This window comes from Aurantimonas sp. Leaf443 (assembly GCF_001425575.1).
Lineage (GTDB): Bacteria > Pseudomonadota > Alphaproteobacteria > Rhizobiales > Rhizobiaceae > Leaf443.
The window spans coordinates 491,098-507,189 of the sequence record NZ_LMRD01000001.1 but is presented as its reverse complement, the minus strand read 5'-3'; the positions used below and the strand labels follow the sequence as shown (position 1 = coordinate 507,189).

Annotated in this window: 14 protein-coding genes; 7 read left to right on the top strand and 7 right to left on the bottom strand. The window is 69.6% G+C overall.

The genetic code is table 11. The features are described from left to right. The first annotated feature begins 70 nt into the window (after positions 1 to 70). Positions 71 to 415 carry a DUF2147 domain-containing protein gene (locus ASG48_RS02220; protein ID WP_244486694.1) on the top strand — a complete coding sequence of 115 codons (345 nt, stop codon included), beginning with the start codon at positions 71 to 73 and terminating at the stop codon, positions 413 to 415. A 54-nt stretch (positions 416 to 469) separates the two neighbouring features. Here the strand turns inward: ASG48_RS02220 and ASG48_RS02215 are convergent, their stop codons facing one another. Continuing rightward, positions 470 to 1,177 carry a glutathione binding-like protein gene (locus ASG48_RS02215; protein WP_055844503.1) on the bottom strand — a complete coding sequence of 236 codons (708 nt, stop codon included), beginning with the start codon at positions 1,175 to 1,177 and terminating at the stop codon, positions 470 to 472. Between the two features lie 187 nt (positions 1,178 to 1,364). On the opposite strand from ASG48_RS02215, the gene ASG48_RS02210 reads away from it, so the two are divergent. Genes ASG48_RS02210 through ASG48_RS02200 form a run of 3 tightly spaced genes read left to right on the top strand, consistent with a single transcriptional unit; the run spans position 1,365 to position 4,159 of the window. Further along, complete coding sequence (locus tag ASG48_RS02210) at positions 1,365 to 1,544, top strand: hypothetical protein (protein ID WP_055844500.1); 180 nt, start codon at positions 1,365 to 1,367, stop codon at positions 1,542 to 1,544. 55 nt (positions 1,545 to 1,599) lie between these two features. Continuing rightward, positions 1,600 to 3,102: an AMP nucleosidase gene (locus ASG48_RS02205; RefSeq protein WP_055844498.1), complete on the top strand. Its 1,503-nt coding sequence runs from the start codon at positions 1,600 to 1,602 to the stop codon at positions 3,100 to 3,102. Between the two features lie 4 nt (positions 3,103 to 3,106). After that, positions 3,107 to 4,159: an endonuclease/exonuclease/phosphatase family protein gene (locus tag ASG48_RS02200; protein ID WP_055844495.1), complete on the top strand. Its 1,053-nt coding sequence runs from the start codon at positions 3,107 to 3,109 to the stop codon at positions 4,157 to 4,159. 10 nt (positions 4,160 to 4,169) lie between these two features. Here ASG48_RS02200 and ASG48_RS02195 read toward each other — a convergent pair whose 3' ends face one another. Further along, positions 4,170 to 5,828, bottom strand: a complete 1,659-nt coding sequence (locus ASG48_RS02195; protein WP_055844491.1) for an electron transfer flavoprotein-ubiquinone oxidoreductase — start codon at positions 5,826 to 5,828, stop codon at positions 4,170 to 4,172. A gap of 183 nt (positions 5,829 to 6,011) precedes the next feature. Here ASG48_RS02195 and ASG48_RS02190 point away from each other — a divergent pair, with 183 nt between their 5' ends. Continuing rightward, positions 6,012 to 6,911 (top strand): uracil-DNA glycosylase family protein, encoded by a 900-nt coding sequence (locus tag ASG48_RS02190; RefSeq protein ID WP_055844489.1) that lies wholly within the window; start codon positions 6,012 to 6,014, stop codon positions 6,909 to 6,911. Between the two features lie 84 nt (positions 6,912 to 6,995). On the opposite strand, the gene ASG48_RS02185 is transcribed toward ASG48_RS02190, so the two are convergent. After that, positions 6,996 to 7,430 carry a hypothetical protein gene (locus tag ASG48_RS02185; protein WP_055844486.1) on the bottom strand — a complete coding sequence of 145 codons (435 nt, stop codon included), beginning with the start codon at positions 7,428 to 7,430 and terminating at the stop codon, positions 6,996 to 6,998. A 183-nt stretch (positions 7,431 to 7,613) separates the two neighbouring features. On the opposite strand from ASG48_RS02185, the gene ASG48_RS02180 reads away from it, so the two are divergent. Next, positions 7,614 to 8,879 (top strand): MFS transporter, encoded by a 1,266-nt coding sequence (locus ASG48_RS02180; protein WP_055844482.1) that lies wholly within the window; start codon positions 7,614 to 7,616, stop codon positions 8,877 to 8,879. On the opposite strand, the gene ASG48_RS02175 is transcribed toward ASG48_RS02180, so the two are convergent. Next, a complete protein-coding gene (locus ASG48_RS02175) occupies positions 8,861 to 10,396 on the bottom strand; it encodes an AbgT family transporter (RefSeq protein WP_055844479.1) in 1,536 nt (511 codons plus the stop codon). The two genes, ASG48_RS02180 and ASG48_RS02175, sit on opposite strands and share 19 nt — an antisense overlap. A 38-nt stretch (positions 10,397 to 10,434) precedes the next feature. Continuing rightward, positions 10,435 to 11,856 carry an amidohydrolase gene (locus tag ASG48_RS02170; RefSeq protein ID WP_055844476.1) on the bottom strand — a complete coding sequence of 474 codons (1,422 nt, stop codon included), beginning with the start codon at positions 11,854 to 11,856 and terminating at the stop codon, positions 10,435 to 10,437. Positions 11,857 to 12,011: 155 nt separating this feature from the next. Here ASG48_RS02170 and ASG48_RS02165 point away from each other — a divergent pair, with 155 nt between their 5' ends. Continuing rightward, positions 12,012 to 12,917, top strand: coding sequence for a cation transporter (locus tag ASG48_RS02165; protein WP_055844473.1), 906 nt, complete (start codon positions 12,012 to 12,014; stop codon positions 12,915 to 12,917). A 61-nt stretch (positions 12,918 to 12,978) separates the two neighbouring features. Here ASG48_RS02165 and ASG48_RS02160 read toward each other — a convergent pair whose 3' ends face one another. Continuing rightward, positions 12,979 to 15,006, bottom strand: a complete 2,028-nt coding sequence (locus ASG48_RS02160; protein WP_055844470.1) for a PhoX family phosphatase — start codon at positions 15,004 to 15,006, stop codon at positions 12,979 to 12,981. Positions 15,007 to 15,127: 121 nt separating this feature from the next. Then, positions 15,128 to 16,078: a DMT family transporter gene (locus ASG48_RS02155; protein ID WP_055844467.1), complete on the bottom strand. Its 951-nt coding sequence runs from the start codon at positions 16,076 to 16,078 to the stop codon at positions 15,128 to 15,130. Between the last annotated feature and the right edge of the window lie 14 nt (positions 16,079 to 16,092).

Here is a 16,092-nt window from a genome sequence, read left to right as displayed (position 1 = left end):
GAAGTCGGCACGGTCCGCAACCAAGCTCCGGTGAGAGGGCTTCTTCTTTCCTCGTCTCGAAGAGAGAGCCGTGAAGCTGAAGATCATGGGTCCCTCCGTCGCTCTGGCGGCATTCTCCGTCACGGCGGCGATGGCCGCGGAGCCGATCGTCGGACAATGGCGCGCCCCGGGCGGCGGCATCGTTGAGATCTCCGCCTGCGGCGACAGCTATTGCGCGACGGTCGCCTCGGAGCGCCACAAGGGCAAGGCGGCCGGACGGACGAGCGGGACCGGCGAGAGCTACGGCGGCACGGTGACCGGCCTGCGCGACGAGCGCACCCACCAGGGACGCGCGGTCATCGAGGGATCGACCCTGAAGCTCGCGGGCTGCGCGCTGAAGATCTTCTGCAAGAGCCAGGTCCGGACGCGCGTCTGACCGGCCCACGACCATCCGGCGCCGCCTGACGCCGGATGGTCTCGAAGCGTCGCGTCAGTCCTTGGCGCGCTGGCCGAAGAGCACTTTCTGCGCGTCCTTGTCGTCGGCAAGGTTCGAGCGCCGGTCCTCTCCGAGCGCCATGCCGGCAAGGACGGCGGGCCGTGCCATGACCGTCTCGAACCAGCGCTTGAGATGCGGGAAGTCCTCGATCTCCTGACCCTGGTTCCTGTACGGCTTGATCCAGCCGACGCAGGCCATGTCGGCGATGGAATAGTCCGGCCCCGCGAGATAGGCGTTCTCGGCGAGGCGCTTGTTCATCACCCCGTAGAGGCGGTTCACCTCGTTGGTGTAGCGCTCGATGCCGTAGGGCACCTTTTCCGGCGCGTAGTTGCGGAAGTGGTGGGCCTGGCCGGCCATCGGGCCGAGCCCGCCCATCTGCCAGAACAGCCACTCGTCCACGGCGACGCGGGCGCGCTCCTCGGCGGGATAGAAGGCCCCGGACTTGCGCCCGAGATATTGCAGGATCGCGCCGGACTCGAAGACCGAGATCGGCTCGCCGCCCGGCCCTTGCGGATCGACGATCGCCGGCATGCGGTTGTTCGGGGAGATCTTGAGGAAATCCGGCTTGAACTGATCTCCTGCGCCGATGTTGACGTAGGTGACCTCGTAAGGCAGCTTGAGTTCCTCAAGCATGATCGAGACCTTCCAGCCGTTGGGCGTCGGCCAATAGTAGAGCTGGATCGGCTGGGTCTGTGTCGCCATGGAAGCTCCGTTCGCTCGTTTCGCGTTCGTTCCGGAAGCGAAAGGGTAGTGCGCAGGAGGCGGGCGACAAAGGCCTGCGCATCGAACGGGCTGTTCACGGTCCGGCCGGGAGCCGCCCCGCGGCCTGTCAGCCTGCGTTCAGCATCGCCGCGGCAGGATGGGCGCGAGAGACGAGAGGAGGAATGCCATGACGTCGAAATGGGCCAAGATCTCCATGCTCGTCGCCGGCTTCGGATTCTGCGTCGGCCTCCTCGCCACCGGCCTCGGCGAGCGGCCGGGCGGCGCCTTCGTGGCGGCGGACGGCAGAGGCTGCGACTATACGGCCGGCATCGTCTGCCCGATCGCGCGCGAACCCGGCCGTTTCTGACGATTGTGGTCCGTCCCCGTCTTCTCGCTGCCACCGGCCGCGATTAAAGAGGATCATGACCAAGCCCTTCCAGACCCTCTCCGAGCCGCTTTATCTGACGCCGCCGGCCCCCGAGCCGCGCTATTTCACCGACCCCGCGGAGGCGGTGGCCGCGATCACGGCCCTCTACGAGCGGTCCGTCGGCTTTCTCGGCAGGAGCTTCGAGACCGTGCTCGAAAGCGCCGATGCCACCCGTCGATACCGCGCCTTCTACCCGGAGGTCTCGATCGCGACCGCGAGCCACGCGCGCATCGATTCCCGCCTCGCCTTCGGCCACGTGCCCCGCCCCGGCCGCTATGCCGCGACGATCACCCGGCCGGACCTCTTCTCGCGCTACCTGACCGAGCAGATCGGCCATCTCGTGCGCAATCACGGCCAGCCCGTGCTGGTGGCCGAGTCCCGCACGCCGATCCCGCTGCATTTCGCCTTTCCCGAAGGCTCCTATGTCGACGGCTCGGCGGCCGAGCGGCTCGGCTGCCCCTTGCGCGACATCTTCGACGTGCCCGACCTCGAGGCGACGGACGACCGGATCGTCAACGGCAACTTCACGCCCAAGGCCGACGAGGCCATGCCGCTCGCCCCGTTCACGGCGCAGCGGGTGGACTATTCGCTCCACCGCCTGTCGCACTATTCGGCGACGAGCCCGCAGCACTTCCAGAACTTCGTCCTCTTCACGAACTACCAGTTCTACATCGACGAGTTCTGCATGCTGGCGCGCGAACTCATGGCCGAGGGCGGCGGGGGCTATACCGGCTTCGTGGAGCCGGGCAACGTGGTGACGCGGCCCGGCGAGCGGGCGGCCGAGAGCGGCATGGCGCCGCTGCGACTGCCGCAGATGCCGGCCTACCACCTCAAGCGCGAGGACGGGCACGGCATCACCATGATCAATATCGGCGTCGGCCCCTCCAACGCCAAGACGATCACCGACCATGTCGCGGTGCTGCGGCCCCATGCCTGGCTCATGCTCGGCCATTGCGCGGGCCTGCGCAACACGCAGGAACTCGGCGACTACGTGCTCGCCCACGCCTATGTGCGCGAGGACCACGTGCTCGACGCGGACCTGCCGATCTGGGTTCCCATCCCCGCGCTCGCCGAGGTCCAGGTGGCGCTGGAGCAGGCGGTGGCCGAGATCACCGGCCTGTCCGGCTACGACCTCAAGAAGATCATGCGCACCGGCACGGTGGCCACGATCGACAACCGCAACTGGGAATTGCGCGACCAGACCGAGCCGGCGCAGCGCCTGTCGCAGTCGCGCGCCATCGCGCTCGACATGGAATCGGCGACGATCGCGGCCAACGGCTTCCGCTTCCGCGTGCCCTACGGCACGCTCCTGTGCGTCTCCGACAAGCCGCTGCACGGCGAGCTGAAACTGCCGGGCATGGCGACGGACTTCTACAAGCGGCAGGTGGCGCAGCATCTGCGCATCGGCATCCGCGCGCTGCAGCTGCTGCAGGAGATCCCGAGCGAGCGCATGCATTCGCGCAAGCTGCGCTCCTTCTTCGAGACGGCGTTCCAATAGTCCGATGACCGCAAGGACACGTGCGCCGTCCCGGCGGGGGCCGGCCTTCGGGACGCTCCTCGGCGCGCTCGTCGCCCTGGCGCTCCTCGCGCTCGCCTCGGCGATCCTGGCCGGCTTCTTCGGCCGCGCGGTCTGGGCCTTCGATTCCCTCAGCCATTTCCGGGCGCAGCTGAGCGTCCTGGCGCTCGGCGCGGGCCTGCTCGTGCTCCTTCCGGGGTTCCGGGTCCGGCCGCTCGATGCCGCACGGCTTCCCGCCGCCGCGGCGCTCATCGCCGGCGCGGCGGGGCTCTATACGGTGCTGCCCTTCTACGTCGCCGCGGCGGATGCCGGCGCGCCACCCCTGGAGCGGCCGGTCTACACGCTCCTGCAGATGAACCTTCGCTACGATGCGGCGGACAAGACCCCGGCCCTTTCGCGCATCGCGCAGCTTCGCCCGGACGTCGTGACGGCGCAGGAGGTGACGCCGGACTGGCGCGAGCGGCTGGAGACGCTGATCTCGGCCTATCCCTATCAATATTACTGCGGGACGGCGCCGCAGCCCTACTCGGTCGGCGGCACCGCGATCCTCTCGCGGCGGCCCTTCGCCGACGAGACGGGCCTGTGCCAGGCCGACGACGGCTTCGCGATGCGGCGCATCGACTTCAACGGCGTCGTCGCCTCCATCGTCTCCGAACACCTGCAATGGCCCTGGCCGCATCCGCACTGGTACCAGATCGGGGCGCTGCAAAGCGTGCTGGCGGCCCTGCCGAGCCCGGTTCTGATCGGCGGCGACTTCAACGCCGCGCCCTGGAGCGGGGCGGTCGGCACCTATGCGGAGGCGGTCGGCACGCGTCCCGTGGGCGGCCTCGGCCCGACCTGGCTGCATCGGACCCTGCCGGCCGCGCTGGTCGGCCCGCTCGGCCTGCCGATCGACAACATCCTCGCCTCGCCGCAGATCGGCATCGTCAGCGCTGCCACCGGCGAGGCGACCGCCTCGGACCATCTCCCGGTCGTGGTGCGCTTCGTGCTGCCGGAGCGGCGGGCGAGCCCGCCCGCCGTCGACGTGGTGGCGCGCTGACGGCGCCCGTTCACATCGTCTGGTAGACCGGCCCCTCGCCGCCCTGCGGGGGCTGCCAGTCGATGTTCTGGTTCGGATCCTTGATGTCGCAGGTCTTGCAGTGCACGCAGTTCTGCGCGTTGATGACGTAGCGGTCCGAGCCGTCGCCGTCCTTCACCCATTCGTAGACGCCGGCCGGGCAGTAACGCTGCGAGGGGCCGCCATAGACGCCGAGTTCGGACGCGTGCTGCAGCGCCGGGTCCCGCACCACGAGATGCACCGGCTGGTCCTCCTCGTGATTGGTGTTCGACAGATAGACCGAGGAGACCTTGTCGAAGGTCAGCGTGCCGTCGGGCCGGGGATAGGCGATCGGCTTGTGCTCGGCGGCGGGATCCAGACTCGCATGGTCGGGCTTGCCGTGACCGAGCGTGCCGAAGAGCGAGCGACCGAAGAGCTGGTTGGTCCACATATCGATGCCGCCGAGCGCGATGCCGAGCATCGTGCCGTATTTCGACCAGAGCGGCTTCACGTTGCGCACGGGCTTGAGGTCGCGCCCGATGGGGCTCTCGCGCCACGCCGCTTCGTAGGCGGCGAGCTCGTCATGCGCGCGTCCGGCCCCGATCGCCTCGACGGCGGCTTCCGCCGCCAGCATGCCGGACGTCATCGCGTTGTGCGCGCCCTTGATGCGCGGCACGTTGACGAAGCCGGCCGAGCAGCCGATCAGCGCGCCGCCGGGGAAGACGAGCTTGGGCACCGACTGGTAGCCGCCCTCGGTGATGGCGCGCGCGCCGTAGGCGAGGCGCTTGCCCCCTTCCAGAAGCGCGGCGATGTCGGGATGGGTCTTGAAGCGCTGGAACTCCTCGAAGGGCGAGAGATAGGGGTTCTTGTAGTTCAGGTGCACGACGAAGCCGACGAAGACCTGGTTGCCTCCGAGATGATAGAGGAAGGAGCCGCCGCCGGTGCGCGCGTCGAGCGGCCAGCCGAAGGAATGCTGGACGCGGCCGGGCACGGACTTCTCGGGCGCGATCTCCCACAGCTCCTTGAGGCCGAGACCGAACTTCTGCGGCTCGCGCCCCGCCTGTAGGCCGAACCTGGCCATCAGCTGCTTGGCGAGCGAGCCGCGCACGCCCTCGCCGACGAGGACGTATTTGCCCATCAGCGCCATGCCCCGCTGATGCGCCGGCCCGGGCTCGCCGCTGCGCGTGATGCCCATGTCGCCGGTGGCGACGCCGACCACCGCGCCCGCCTCGTCGAAGAGGAGTTCGGCGGCGGCAAAGCCCGGATAGATCTCGACGCCCAGCGCCTCGGCCTTCTCGGCGAGCCATTTGCAGACGAGGCCGAGCGAGACGACGAAGTTGCCGTGATTGTTCATCAGCCTGGGCATCAGCGCGTTCGGCAGGCGCAGCGAGCCCTGCGGCCCGTAGAAATAGAAGCGGTCGTCGGTCACGGGCGTGCGGATCGGCGTCTCCTCCTGCCGCCACTCCGGCAGGAGCCGGTCGAGCGCCGACGGATCGAGGACGTTGCCCGACAGGATGTGCGCCCCGACCTCGCCGCCCTTCTCCAGGACGACGACCGAGAGGTCGGGATCGAGCTGCTTCAGGCGAATCGCGGCGGCGAGGCCGGCCGGGCCGGCGCCCACGATCACCACGTCGAATTCCATCGCCTCGCGCTCGGGAAGAAGCTCGCTCATCGCTTGGATCGGTCCTTCATGTCGTGGGAAAGCCCGGCCGCGTCCGGGCCGTCGGCGGGGGCTGGGGTCGGCGCCTTGTCTCGACCGGTTCTAAGCAGCTTCCCCCGCAGTTTCAAACCGGACGCCCTCGCGCCTTGCGTCGCGCCCGTCGCCGCGCGCCCGCGAATGCGCTAGAACCGGCGCATGACCGCCCGCCCCCTGTCCGCTGCCGACACCGAGGCCGCCCTCGCCCTCCTCGCCTGGTGGAGCGAGGCCGGGCTCGGCACGATCGTGCAGGAGACGGCGCGCGACAGGCTCGCCGAGACCCGCGCCGAGATCGAGGCACGCCGCGCGCGCCGCGGCGAGGCCGAGACCGCGCGCGAGCCGATGACGGCGCGGCCGGCGCCGCAGCCGCGCGCCGAGCGCCCGGCCGCCGAGCCGCAGCGCGAGAGCGCCGCCCCGCGCGTCGCGGTGCCCGGGGACCTCGCCGTCGCGGACGCGCGGGCGCGGGCGGCGAGCGCGCAAACGCTGGATGAGCTGCGCGCGGCGCTGGAAGCCTTCGACGGCTGCAACCTGCGCATCTCGGCGCGCTCGACCGTCTTCGGCGACGGACCGGACGCGGCGCGCATCATGATCGTCGGCGAGGCGCCCGGCCGCGAGGAAGACCAGGCCGGCATGCCCTTCGTCGGGCGCTCCGGCCGCCTGCTGGACCGGATGCTGGCGGCGATCGGCGTGGACCGGAGCGCGGTGCGCGTGACGAACACGGTCCCCTGGCGTCCGCCCGGCAACCGGCCGCCGACCCCGGCCGAGACGCAGGCCTGCCTGCCCTTCCTCCAGCGCCATATCGAGCTGGTGCGCCCGCAGATCCTCCTGTGCCTCGGCTCGCCCGCGGTGAAGGCCCTGCTCGGCTCGGACGAGGGCATCCTGCGGCTTCGCGGACGCTGGCAGACCTATGCCTTCGACGTCACCTGCGAGGCCTCGGTGGCGGTCATGCCGATGCTGCACCCCGCCTATCTCCTGCGCCAGCCGGCCCAGAAGCGGCTGGCCTGGCGCGACCTGATGGCGGTGAAGGCAAGGCTCGACGAGACGGCGACGGCGGACTGAGCCCGGATCGCCGGACCGGCCGACGGGCCCGGCCGCCATCGCCGTTCTTCTATTTCGGGTTGTCTTCGGTCGAGGCCCGCCGGCTCACAGGCCGAGCCATGCCAGCTTGCCCTGCCATTTCGGGGTCGCGGTGAACGTGCCGCCGTAGCTGTATCGGCAGTCGACCTTGAAGACGCTGTCGTCGCAACTGTTCTTCTCCCGCCCGTTATCCGCGACGAAGCGGATGTCGTAGTCCGGGTTCGCCGCGCGATACGTCTCGAGATAGGGCTGCGCCGCCGCTTCCGCCCCGTGTCCGGGGCCGAAGCCCGACTGCATGTCGGGCAGCTCGCCCAGTGGCGGCGGCGAGCAGAGGCGAAATTGCCGGCAGAGATCCTGGAGGTCGCGCGGCAGCGTCCGCCCCTGGCCGACCCCCGTCGCCACGAGAACGACGCAGGAGACCGCGACGAAGAGCCAGGCATAGAGCTTGCGCCCCGGCGAGCCACCGGGCAGGCGTGACGGGGGTTCGAATCCGGCGGCCATGACATTTCTCTCCTTGGGAAGTTACAACCATGGAGTGTAAATGCTCTTCGCCGCAAGGTGAAGTCGGAACGGCGCGGGCGCGGTGAATTTGCGTCTCCGTTCGGTATCGCCGCGAGCCCGGATGCTCTAGGGCTGGCGCGATCCTGCCCTCGCGATCCCGCCGCGCTGCCCGAAGTCCGTCCGATGCTGCTGCCGATCGTTCCCCTCCTGACCTCGACCTTCTTCCTGATGGCGGGAGCCGGGCTGATGGGCATTCTCCTGCCCGTGCGCGGCACGATCGAGGGTTGGTCGAGCTATCAGGTCGGCCTTTTCGGCACGGGCTACGCGCTCGCCTTCACGCTCGGCTGCCTCGTCGTGCCGCGCATCGTGCGCCAGGTCGGGCATATCCGCACCTTCTCCTGCCTGTCGTCGCTCTTGGCGACGAGCATCCTCCTGTGCGGTCTTCTGGTCGATCCCATCGCCTGGGTCGCCTTCCGGGCGCTGGCGGGCTTCGCGCTGGCGGGCAGCTACATGGTGATCGAGAGCTGGCTGAACGAGCGCGTGACCAACGAGACGCGCGGCACGATCTTCTCGCTCTACATGACGGTGACCATGGCGGCGATGATGGGCGGGCAGTACCTCATGCCGCTCGCCGACCCCGCGCTGCCGGCGCCCTTCATGCTCTGCGCGGCCTTCTTCGCGCTCGCCGTCATCCCGACCGCCATCTCCTCGGCGCAGAGCCCGAGGCCCCTCACGAGCGTGACGCTCGACCTGAAATCGATCTTCCGCAACTCGCCGGCCGCCGCCATCGGCGTCCTCTGCGCGGGGGTCCTGTCGAGTTCCTGGGGCAACATGGCGCCGGTCTTCGCGCAGAAAGTGGGGCTCTCGACGACCCAGACCGCGACGCTGGCGGTCGCCGCCATGGCCGGCGGGGTCGCCTTCCAGATGCCGCTCGGGCGCCTTTCGGACCGTCTGGACCGGCGCAGCGTGATGGTGATCGCCGGGCTCGTCGGCGTGCTCGCCGCCGCCGTCGCCGCGCTCCTGATGCCGCGCGCGGCGGCCGTGCTCTTCGCCCTCGCCTTCGTCCTCGGCGGAATCATCTATCCCGCCTATTCGCTCGCCGTCGCCCATGCCAACGACTTCGCCGGGAAGGAGAACTTCGTCCAGACCTCGAGCGGACTCCTCATCCTCTACGGCTTCGGCACGATGATCGGCCCGGTCTACGCGGCGGCCATGATGGAGAGTTTCGGCCCGCACGCCCTGTTCGAGGCCCTCGGCTCGGCCATGGCGGTCTATGCCGCCTACGCGCTCTGGCGCACCTTCCGGCGCGAGGCGAAGCCCGCCTCCGAACGGCCGGACTTCCGCACCAGCCCGATCGCCCGCGTGAACACGCCCCAGACCTTCGAGCTCGACCCGCGCGCGGCGGGCGAGGGCGAGGACGGTGCGAAGGCTCAGCCGGCCATCGGGTAGACGCCGGGTCCGACGGGCAGGTTCAGGAAATAGAAGATCGCGACCAGCACCTGCCAGACGACGAAGAAGGACAGGGCATAGGGCAGCATCGCCGCCATCAGCGTGCCGAGGCCCGCCTCCGGCACGTAGCGTTTCAGGAAGCCGAGCGCGACGTAGAGATAGGGATTGGTCGGCGAGAGGATGTTGAAGGAGGAATCGGCGACGCGATAGGGCACCTGGATGAAGCCGGGATCGTAGCCGAGCTGCATCATCAAGGGCACGAAGACCGGCGCCTCCAGCGCCCACTTGGCCGAACCGGAGGTGATGAGGAACTCGAGCAGCGCGCTGAGGCAGGAATAGGCCAGAAGCAGGCCGAAGCCGGTGAAGTCGATCGCGATGAGACCCTCCGCGCCGTTGATCGCGAGCCACGTGCCGAGCCGCGACCAGGAGAAGAAGGCGATGAACTGCGCGGCGGCGAAGACGAGGACGATGTAGGGCGCAAGGTCGGCGATCGACTGCGTCATCTTCTGCGCGACGTCGCTCGAGGAGCGGATGGCGCCCGTCGTGATGCCGTAGGCCAGACCCACGGTGACGAAATAGAGGAAGATCACGACGACGATGGAGGAGAGGAACGGCGAGGGCACGAGCCCGCCCTCCGCGTTGCGCAGCGGCGAGCCGGGCCAGAAGAGCGCAGCGAGCACCAGCGCCAGGAAGGCGAGGCTGGCGAGGCCGGCATTGCGCAGCCCCCGCGAGGCGTTCGGCGCCTCCTCGATCGTCTCGATGGCGCCCGACGGCTGCCAGCGCCCGAGGCGGGGCTCGATCACCCGGTCGGTGACGACGGCGCCGACGACGGTGAGGACCAGCGTCGAGACGATGTTGAAATACCAGTTGGCGACCGGGGTGACGCTGGCCTCCGGATCGATGATCTTCGCCGCTTCCGTTGTGAGCCCGGCATAGAGGACGTCGGTTCCCACGACGAGGATGTTGGCGGTGAAGCCCGCACCCGCGCAGGCGAAGCCCGCCACGAAGCCGGCGACGGGATGGCGGCCGATCTCGGAGAAGACGAGGGCGGCGAGCGGCGGCAGGAGGATCATCGCCGCGTCCGAGGCGATGCTCATGTTGATCGCGACGAAGCAGGTGGTGAGCGTGGCGAGCCTCGCCGGTGCCGAGACCATCAGGCGGCGGGCGCAGACCGCGAGGAGCCCGACGCGCTCGGCAAGGCCGATGCCGAGCATGATGGCGAGGACGAGCCCGAGCGGAGCGAAGCCGACGAAATTGTCGATCATCGAATCCAGCATGTAGACGAGCCCCTCGCCGCTCGCGAGGCTGCGCACGGCGAGGATCTCGCCGGTCGTGGGATGGGCGACGCTGGCGCCGAAACTGGCCACGATCGCCGACAGGACGATGACGACGACCGCCAGCACCACGAAGATGACGAACGGGTCCGGCAGCGCGTTGCCGAGGCGCTCGACGCGCGCGTAGAACCGGTCCGAGCGCGTCGGCGTGCCCGAGGAGGCTGCGTTCGTCTCGAGCACCATGGGCCTCTCCTCCTGCGGGTTGCGGGCGTGCGGCGGGGTCAGGCGGCCATGACGGCGATCGGCGGCTCGGTGCCGTCCGGCAGCGGGCTGGCATAGCCCTCGGGGCCGACGCGGCGGGCGAGATCGGCCTTGGCGCGGGCGACGAGGTCGGGGCTGGAGATCGCCTCCACGGCGGTGGCCGCCATGACCTTGGCGGCATGGACCATGCCCTTCCTGGCGGCGGGCGAGCGCCCCTGCGCCACCATCTGCCAGGAATGGAGCGGCGTGCCGATGGCGGCCGTGGCGCCCCAGAGCTGGACGAGCGGCACGACCCAGCTGACATCGGCGACGTCGGTGGAGCCGACCAGCGCGGGCTTGGGCACGTCGGCGGGCACGAGGAAGTCGCAGAGCGGGCGCTCGTCCAGCATCTCGATGCCGAACCGGGCATAGGCGTCGCGGCGGTCGTCCTCGGTCAGCGTCTCGCGGATGGCGGCGGCGAAGGCGCGGTCGGCCGCGTCGAACTCGACCGGCCCGAGACGCCCGAGCTCGGCGCGCATCGCCTCCATCAGGGGCGCGTTGGCGACGAGATTGGAGACGGCCGACAGGACCTGCGGCTCGACGCGCGTCTCCGTCATCATCGCCGCGCCCTCGGCGACCCTGACGACGCGCGCGAGCAGCGCCGTCATGCCGGCAAGCGTCGAGGCGCGGACCGAATAGCGCACCTTCGCATAGGGCTGCACCACGTTGGGCGCGATGCCGCCGCCGTCGATCATGGCGTAATGGACGCGCGCGTCCGGCGGCATGTGCTCGCGCAGATAGTTCACGCCGACATTCGTCAGCTCCACCGCGTCGAGCGCCGAGCGACCGAGATGGGGCGCGGCGGCGGCGTGGGCGGCGCGCCCGTGGAAGGCGAAGTCGATGCGCGTATTGGCGAGCGAGCCGCCGCCCATCACGTCGCAGATCGATTCGGGATGCCAGGAGAGGGCGATGTCGACATCGTCGAAGAGTCCGGCCTTGACCATGAAGGCCTTGGCGCCGCCGCCCTCCTCGGCCGGACAGCCGTAATAGCGCACGCGCCCGGGCGTGCCGGTCTCGGCGAGCCAGTCCTTCACGGCGGCGGCCGCCAGGAGCGCGCCGGCGCCCAGCAGGTTGTGGCCGCAGCCATGGCCGTTGCCGCCGGCCTCCACGGGGCGCGGCTCGGCGATCCCGGCCTCCTGGCTGAGCCCGGGCAGCGCGTCGAACTCGCCGAGAATGGCGACGACCGGCCCGCCCTCGCCCGCCTCTCCGACCATCGCGGTCGGGATTCCGGCGACGCCTTCGCTCAGCCGGAAACCGAGATCGGACAGCATCCCGGCATGAAGCGCGGCCGAGCGGATCTCGCGATAGCAGGTTTCGGGAACGGCCCAGACCGCATCGCTCATCGCCTCCAGAGCGTCGCGGCGGGCTTCGACATGCGACCAGATTCTCGGCGCGTTCTCCATGCCGCTCCCCTCCCCTTGACGATCCCCGGTTGAAACTGCCTCCCTCCGCACCGTCGCCAAGATGTTGGGCAAAGAAAATCTCGTCGCGGGTCGCGGGCGCGAGTTCCGGCGGGACAAGGCTTGCCGATCGGCGCGGCTTCGCCAGTTCGAGCGGCATGACGCCGATCTCCGAAGACACGCTCCTCAAACGCTCCATCGCGGTGACGCTCCTGGTCGGTGCGGCGGGCATCGGCTTCGGCATCCTGTCCGGCTCCCTGTCCATCGCCTTCGACGGCGTGTTCTCGGGCGTCGACGCGGCGATGACGGGCCTGTCGCTTCTCGTGACGCGCCTCATCGCGCGCGAGACGAGCCGGCGCTTCCAGATGGGGTTCTGGCATTTCGAGCCGATGGCGCTCGCCTTCAACGGCGCCCTGCTGACGCTCCTGTCGACCTACGCCTTCGTCAACGCGGTCGCCACGATCCTCGCCGGCGGGCGCCCGCTCACCTTCGACTGGGCCATCCTCTACGCCGCGCTGGTCGCGCTTGTCTGCTTCGCCATGGCCTTCTACGGGCGACGGGCCAACCGGCGGATCGGATCGCAGTTCGTGCGGCTCGACGTCGCCGGCTGGACGATGTCGGGCACGATCACGGCCGCTCTTCTCGTCGCCTTCTCCCTCGCCGCCCTCCTCCAGGGCACGGTTCACGAATGGCTGACGCCCTATGTCGATCCGGCGGTCCTCGCCGTCCTGGCGCTCGTCCTCATCCCGGTGCCGCTGCGCACCGTGGTCTCGGCGGCGAAGGACATCGTGCTCGTGGCCCCGCCCGCCCTCGACGCGACCGTGCGCGCGGCGGCCGAGGCGGCGGTGGCCCGCCACCGGTTCCGGGGCTTCGAGACCTATGTGGCGAAGGCCGGCCGGTCGAACGTCATCGAGATCCATTTCATCGTCGACGAGACGTTCGAGATCGGCACCGTCGCGAGGCTCGACGCGATCCGGGAGGAGGTCGGGGCGGCGATCGGCGGCGCGGGGCGCGACCGCTGGCTGACCATCGCCTTCACCGGCGACCGCGCCTGGGCCAGCTGAAACGCGAAGCGGCGCCCGGAGATCCGGACGCCGCGACATGCGATCTCAGAGAGTGAAGGGCTCAGACGCCGATCTTGCCGCCGCCCTGCCGGGTGACGGCGAGGACGGAGGGGCGCACCGGCATGTCCGGCTTGAAGTCCGGCCAGCGGGTGGAGAGGTCCTCGTAGTAGGAGAGGCGGCCGAAGCCTTCCCAGTCCTCGCCGCCGTCGCCCGGATGCTGCACGGCGACGAAGGCCGTCTGCATGTCCGGCAGGAGCAGCGGCCCGCACATCTCGGCGCCGACCGGCACGCGGAAGAAGAGCTTCGACGTGCCGCGCGCGGCGCCCTCGGTGTCGACGGCGAAGAGACCGTCGGTCCGGCCCGTCGCCTTCGGCGAATTGCCGTCGGTGGAGACCCAGAGGCGCCCCTCGGTGTCGATGGCGCAGTTGTCGGGCATGCCGAACCAGCCGTTCTTGGTCGTCTCCGTCGAGAAGGTGGCGCCGACATCGGCGACGGCCGGGTCGCCGCATTTCAGGAGGATCTCCCAGCGGCCCTTGGTGGCGGCGAAGTCGCCGCCGTCCTCGGCGATCTCGATGATGTGGCCGAAGGCGTTCTTCGCGCGCGGATTGGCGGCGTTCACGCCGTCGTCCTTGCGCTTGGAATTGTTGGTGAGCATCACGTAGACGCGCCCGTTGGCGGCGTCGGGGCCGATATCCTCCGGCCGGTCCATGGGCGTGGCGCCCAGGAGGTCGGCGGCGCGGCGCGTCTCGATGAGGACGTCGGCCTGGCTGGAGAAGCCGTTCTCGGCCGTCAGCTTGCCGGTGCCGAAGGTGAGCGGCAGCCATTCGATCGTGCCGTCCTCCTCGAACTTGGCCGTGTAGAGCGTGCCCTCGTCGAGGAGATCCATGTTGGCCGCGCGGTTGGCGGGATCGAACTTGCCGGCGGTGACGAACTTGTAGACGTAGTCGAAGCGCTCGTCGTCGCCGAGATAGAAGACGACGCGGCCGTCCTTGGAGACGACGTTGTCGGCGCCCTCGTGCTTGAAGCGGCCGAGCGCGGTGCGCTTCTTCGGGATCGAGTTCGGATCCTCGACGTCGACCTCGACGACCCAGCCGAAGCGGTTGGCCTCGTTCGGCTCCTTGGAGACGTCGAAGCGCTCGTGGAACTTGCCCCAGGCATAGGTGCCCTCGGGCAGGCCGAGGCGCTTGTAGTTGTCGGCCTCGCGATGGCCCTCGGGCAGCTCGCCGACGAAATAGCCGTGGATGTTCTCCTCGGCCATGATGTAGGTGCCCCAGGGCGTGACGCCGCCGGCGCAGTTGTTGATCGTGCCGAAGACCTTGCGGCCGGTGGCGTCGGCCGCCGTCTGGAGGCGGGCGTCGCCCGCGGCCGGGCCGGTGAGCTGCATCTCGGTGGCGGCGGTGATGCGGCGGTTCTTGGCGCCCTCGCGCACGACCTGCCACTTGCCGTCCACCTTGCGGATCTCGACGATCGTCCCGCCATGGGCGGCCATCTCGATATCGACCCGCTTCCGGTCGGCATCGGCGACGACGAGTTCGGTCTTCATCTTGCCGGGATTCTTGTCGTCGGCCTTCTCGACCACCTTGACGATCCCCGGGAACATCAGGTGCTCGTTCGTGTACTCGTGATTGACCACGAGATAGCCGTGCTCGCTCGAGCCCTCGATCGGGATAAAGCCGACATAGTCGTTGTTGTAGCCGAACTGGCGCGCCTGCGCTTCGGGGGTCTGGTTGGCCGGGTCGAAGGCCGGGCTGTCGGGGAAGAGCGCGTCGCCCCAGCGCAGGAGGATGTCGGCGTCGTAGCCCTCGGCGACGTGGTGGTTCTCGTCGACGCCGGCCTCGACCTCCTTGAAGGAGAAGCGCGAGGCGCCTTCGGCGGCGCGGGCGTTCTCGGCGGAGATGAGCGCGATCGGGCTCACGGTGGCGGCGATGGCGGTGGCGGCGAGCGCCCCGCGCAGGAAGGAGCGGCGCGAGAAGCGCGCCGCGATGATCTCGCCCATCGTCCGGTTGTCGGTCGGGTTCAGGCCTTCGCCCTCGAACTCCTCGAGCTGACTCGTGCGGAACGCCGCGCGTGCGCTGATATGGTCGTTCATCGTCGGATCCCCGTCGTCAAATCTGGAGGCGTTCCAAACCGGGCGCCTTCGGGGGTCCGCCTATCGGGAGAAGATCACAGGCCCATGACAGGCGCGGCGCGGCGGCGCGCCGCAGGCGGCCTCACCCGCCGGCGGGCGTCGACACCCGCCGCGCCTTGCGCCGCTCGATCCCGAGCCGGTGCTCGCGCCAGATGATGAAGATGCCGGCGGAGATGACGATCGCCGCGCCCGCGAGCGTCGTGAGGCTCGCCGCCTCGCCGAAGACGAAATAGCCGATGCCGATGGCGAACAGCATGGACGTGTATTCGAAGGGCGCGATGGTCGAGGTGTCGGCATAGCGGTAGCAGGCGGTGAGGAGCAATTGCCCCACGCCGCCGCACAGGCCGGACAGGACGAGGAACGAGGCCTGGCGCGCATCGAGCGGCTGCCAGCCGAGGAAGACCGAGAGGAGCGCGATGGCCGAGCAGGTGAGCGAGAAATAGAGGACGATCGTCGTCGTCTTCTCGGTGCGCACGAGGCGACGGATCTGGATCATCGCGATGGCCGCCACGACCGCCGACATCATCGAGGCGGCGATGCCGATCGCCTGCCCCTCGCCGAGGCCCTCGGCGGCCAGCGTGAAGTTCGGCGCGGAGACGACGACGATGCCGAACAGGCCGATCGCCACCGCCGTCCAGCGATAGGCCCGTATCACCTCCTTCAGGAAGATCGCCGCGAAGACGACCGTGAGGAGCGGCGCGCCGTAGGAGATGGTGATCCATTCGGGATAGGGCAGGCGCGTCAGCGCGAAGAAGCCGCAGGCCATGGAGACGACGCCGACGGCGCCGCGCACGAAATGGCCGGTGAGGTCGTTCGTCTGCAGCGCGGTGCTGAGCTCGCCGAGCCAGAGGAGATAGGCGACCACCGGCACGAGCGCGAAGAAGGAGCGGAAGAAGACGATCTGCCCGGCCGGCAGCCCCTCCCCGCCCGCCTTGATCGAGACCTGCATGCCGACGAAGACGACGACCGATATGCATTTCAGTGCGATGCCGAACATGGGATTGCCCGGCTGGGCGCTGGCCCGCTCCGTCATACTGTCCGTCCCTG

Bases quoted from the DNA above. Each gene is read 5' to 3' on its own strand.
- ASG48_RS02215 (WP_055844503.1), bottom strand. From the start codon at position 1,177: ATGGCGACACAGACCCAGCCGATCCAGCTCTACTATTGGCCGACGCCC.
- ASG48_RS02210 (WP_055844500.1), top strand. From the start codon at position 1,365: ATGACGTCGAAATGGGCCAAGATCTCCATGCTCGTCGCCGGCTTCGGA.
- ASG48_RS02205 (WP_055844498.1), top strand. From the start codon at position 1,600: ATGACCAAGCCCTTCCAGACCCTCTCCGAGCCGCTTTATCTGACGCCG.
- ASG48_RS02200 (WP_055844495.1), top strand. From the start codon at position 3,107: ATGACCGCAAGGACACGTGCGCCGTCCCGGCGGGGGCCGGCCTTCGGG.
- ASG48_RS02195 (WP_055844491.1), bottom strand. From the start codon at position 5,828: ATGAGCGAGCTTCTTCCCGAGCGCGAGGCGATGGAATTCGACGTGGTG.
- ASG48_RS02190 (WP_055844489.1), top strand. From the start codon at position 6,012: ATGACCGCCCGCCCCCTGTCCGCTGCCGACACCGAGGCCGCCCTCGCC.
- ASG48_RS02185 (WP_055844486.1), bottom strand. From the start codon at position 7,430: ATGGCCGCCGGATTCGAACCCCCGTCACGCCTGCCCGGTGGCTCGCCG.
- ASG48_RS02180 (WP_055844482.1), top strand. From the start codon at position 7,614: ATGCTGCTGCCGATCGTTCCCCTCCTGACCTCGACCTTCTTCCTGATG.
- ASG48_RS02175 (WP_055844479.1), bottom strand. From the start codon at position 10,396: ATGGTGCTCGAGACGAACGCAGCCTCCTCGGGCACGCCGACGCGCTCG.
- ASG48_RS02170 (WP_055844476.1), bottom strand. From the start codon at position 11,856: ATGGAGAACGCGCCGAGAATCTGGTCGCATGTCGAAGCCCGCCGCGAC.
- ASG48_RS02165 (WP_055844473.1), top strand. From the start codon at position 12,012: ATGACGCCGATCTCCGAAGACACGCTCCTCAAACGCTCCATCGCGGTG.
- ASG48_RS02160 (WP_055844470.1), bottom strand. From the start codon at position 15,006: ATGAACGACCATATCAGCGCACGCGCGGCGTTCCGCACGAGTCAGCTC.
- ASG48_RS02155 (WP_055844467.1), bottom strand. From the start codon at position 16,078: ATGACGGAGCGGGCCAGCGCCCAGCCGGGCAATCCCATGTTCGGCATC.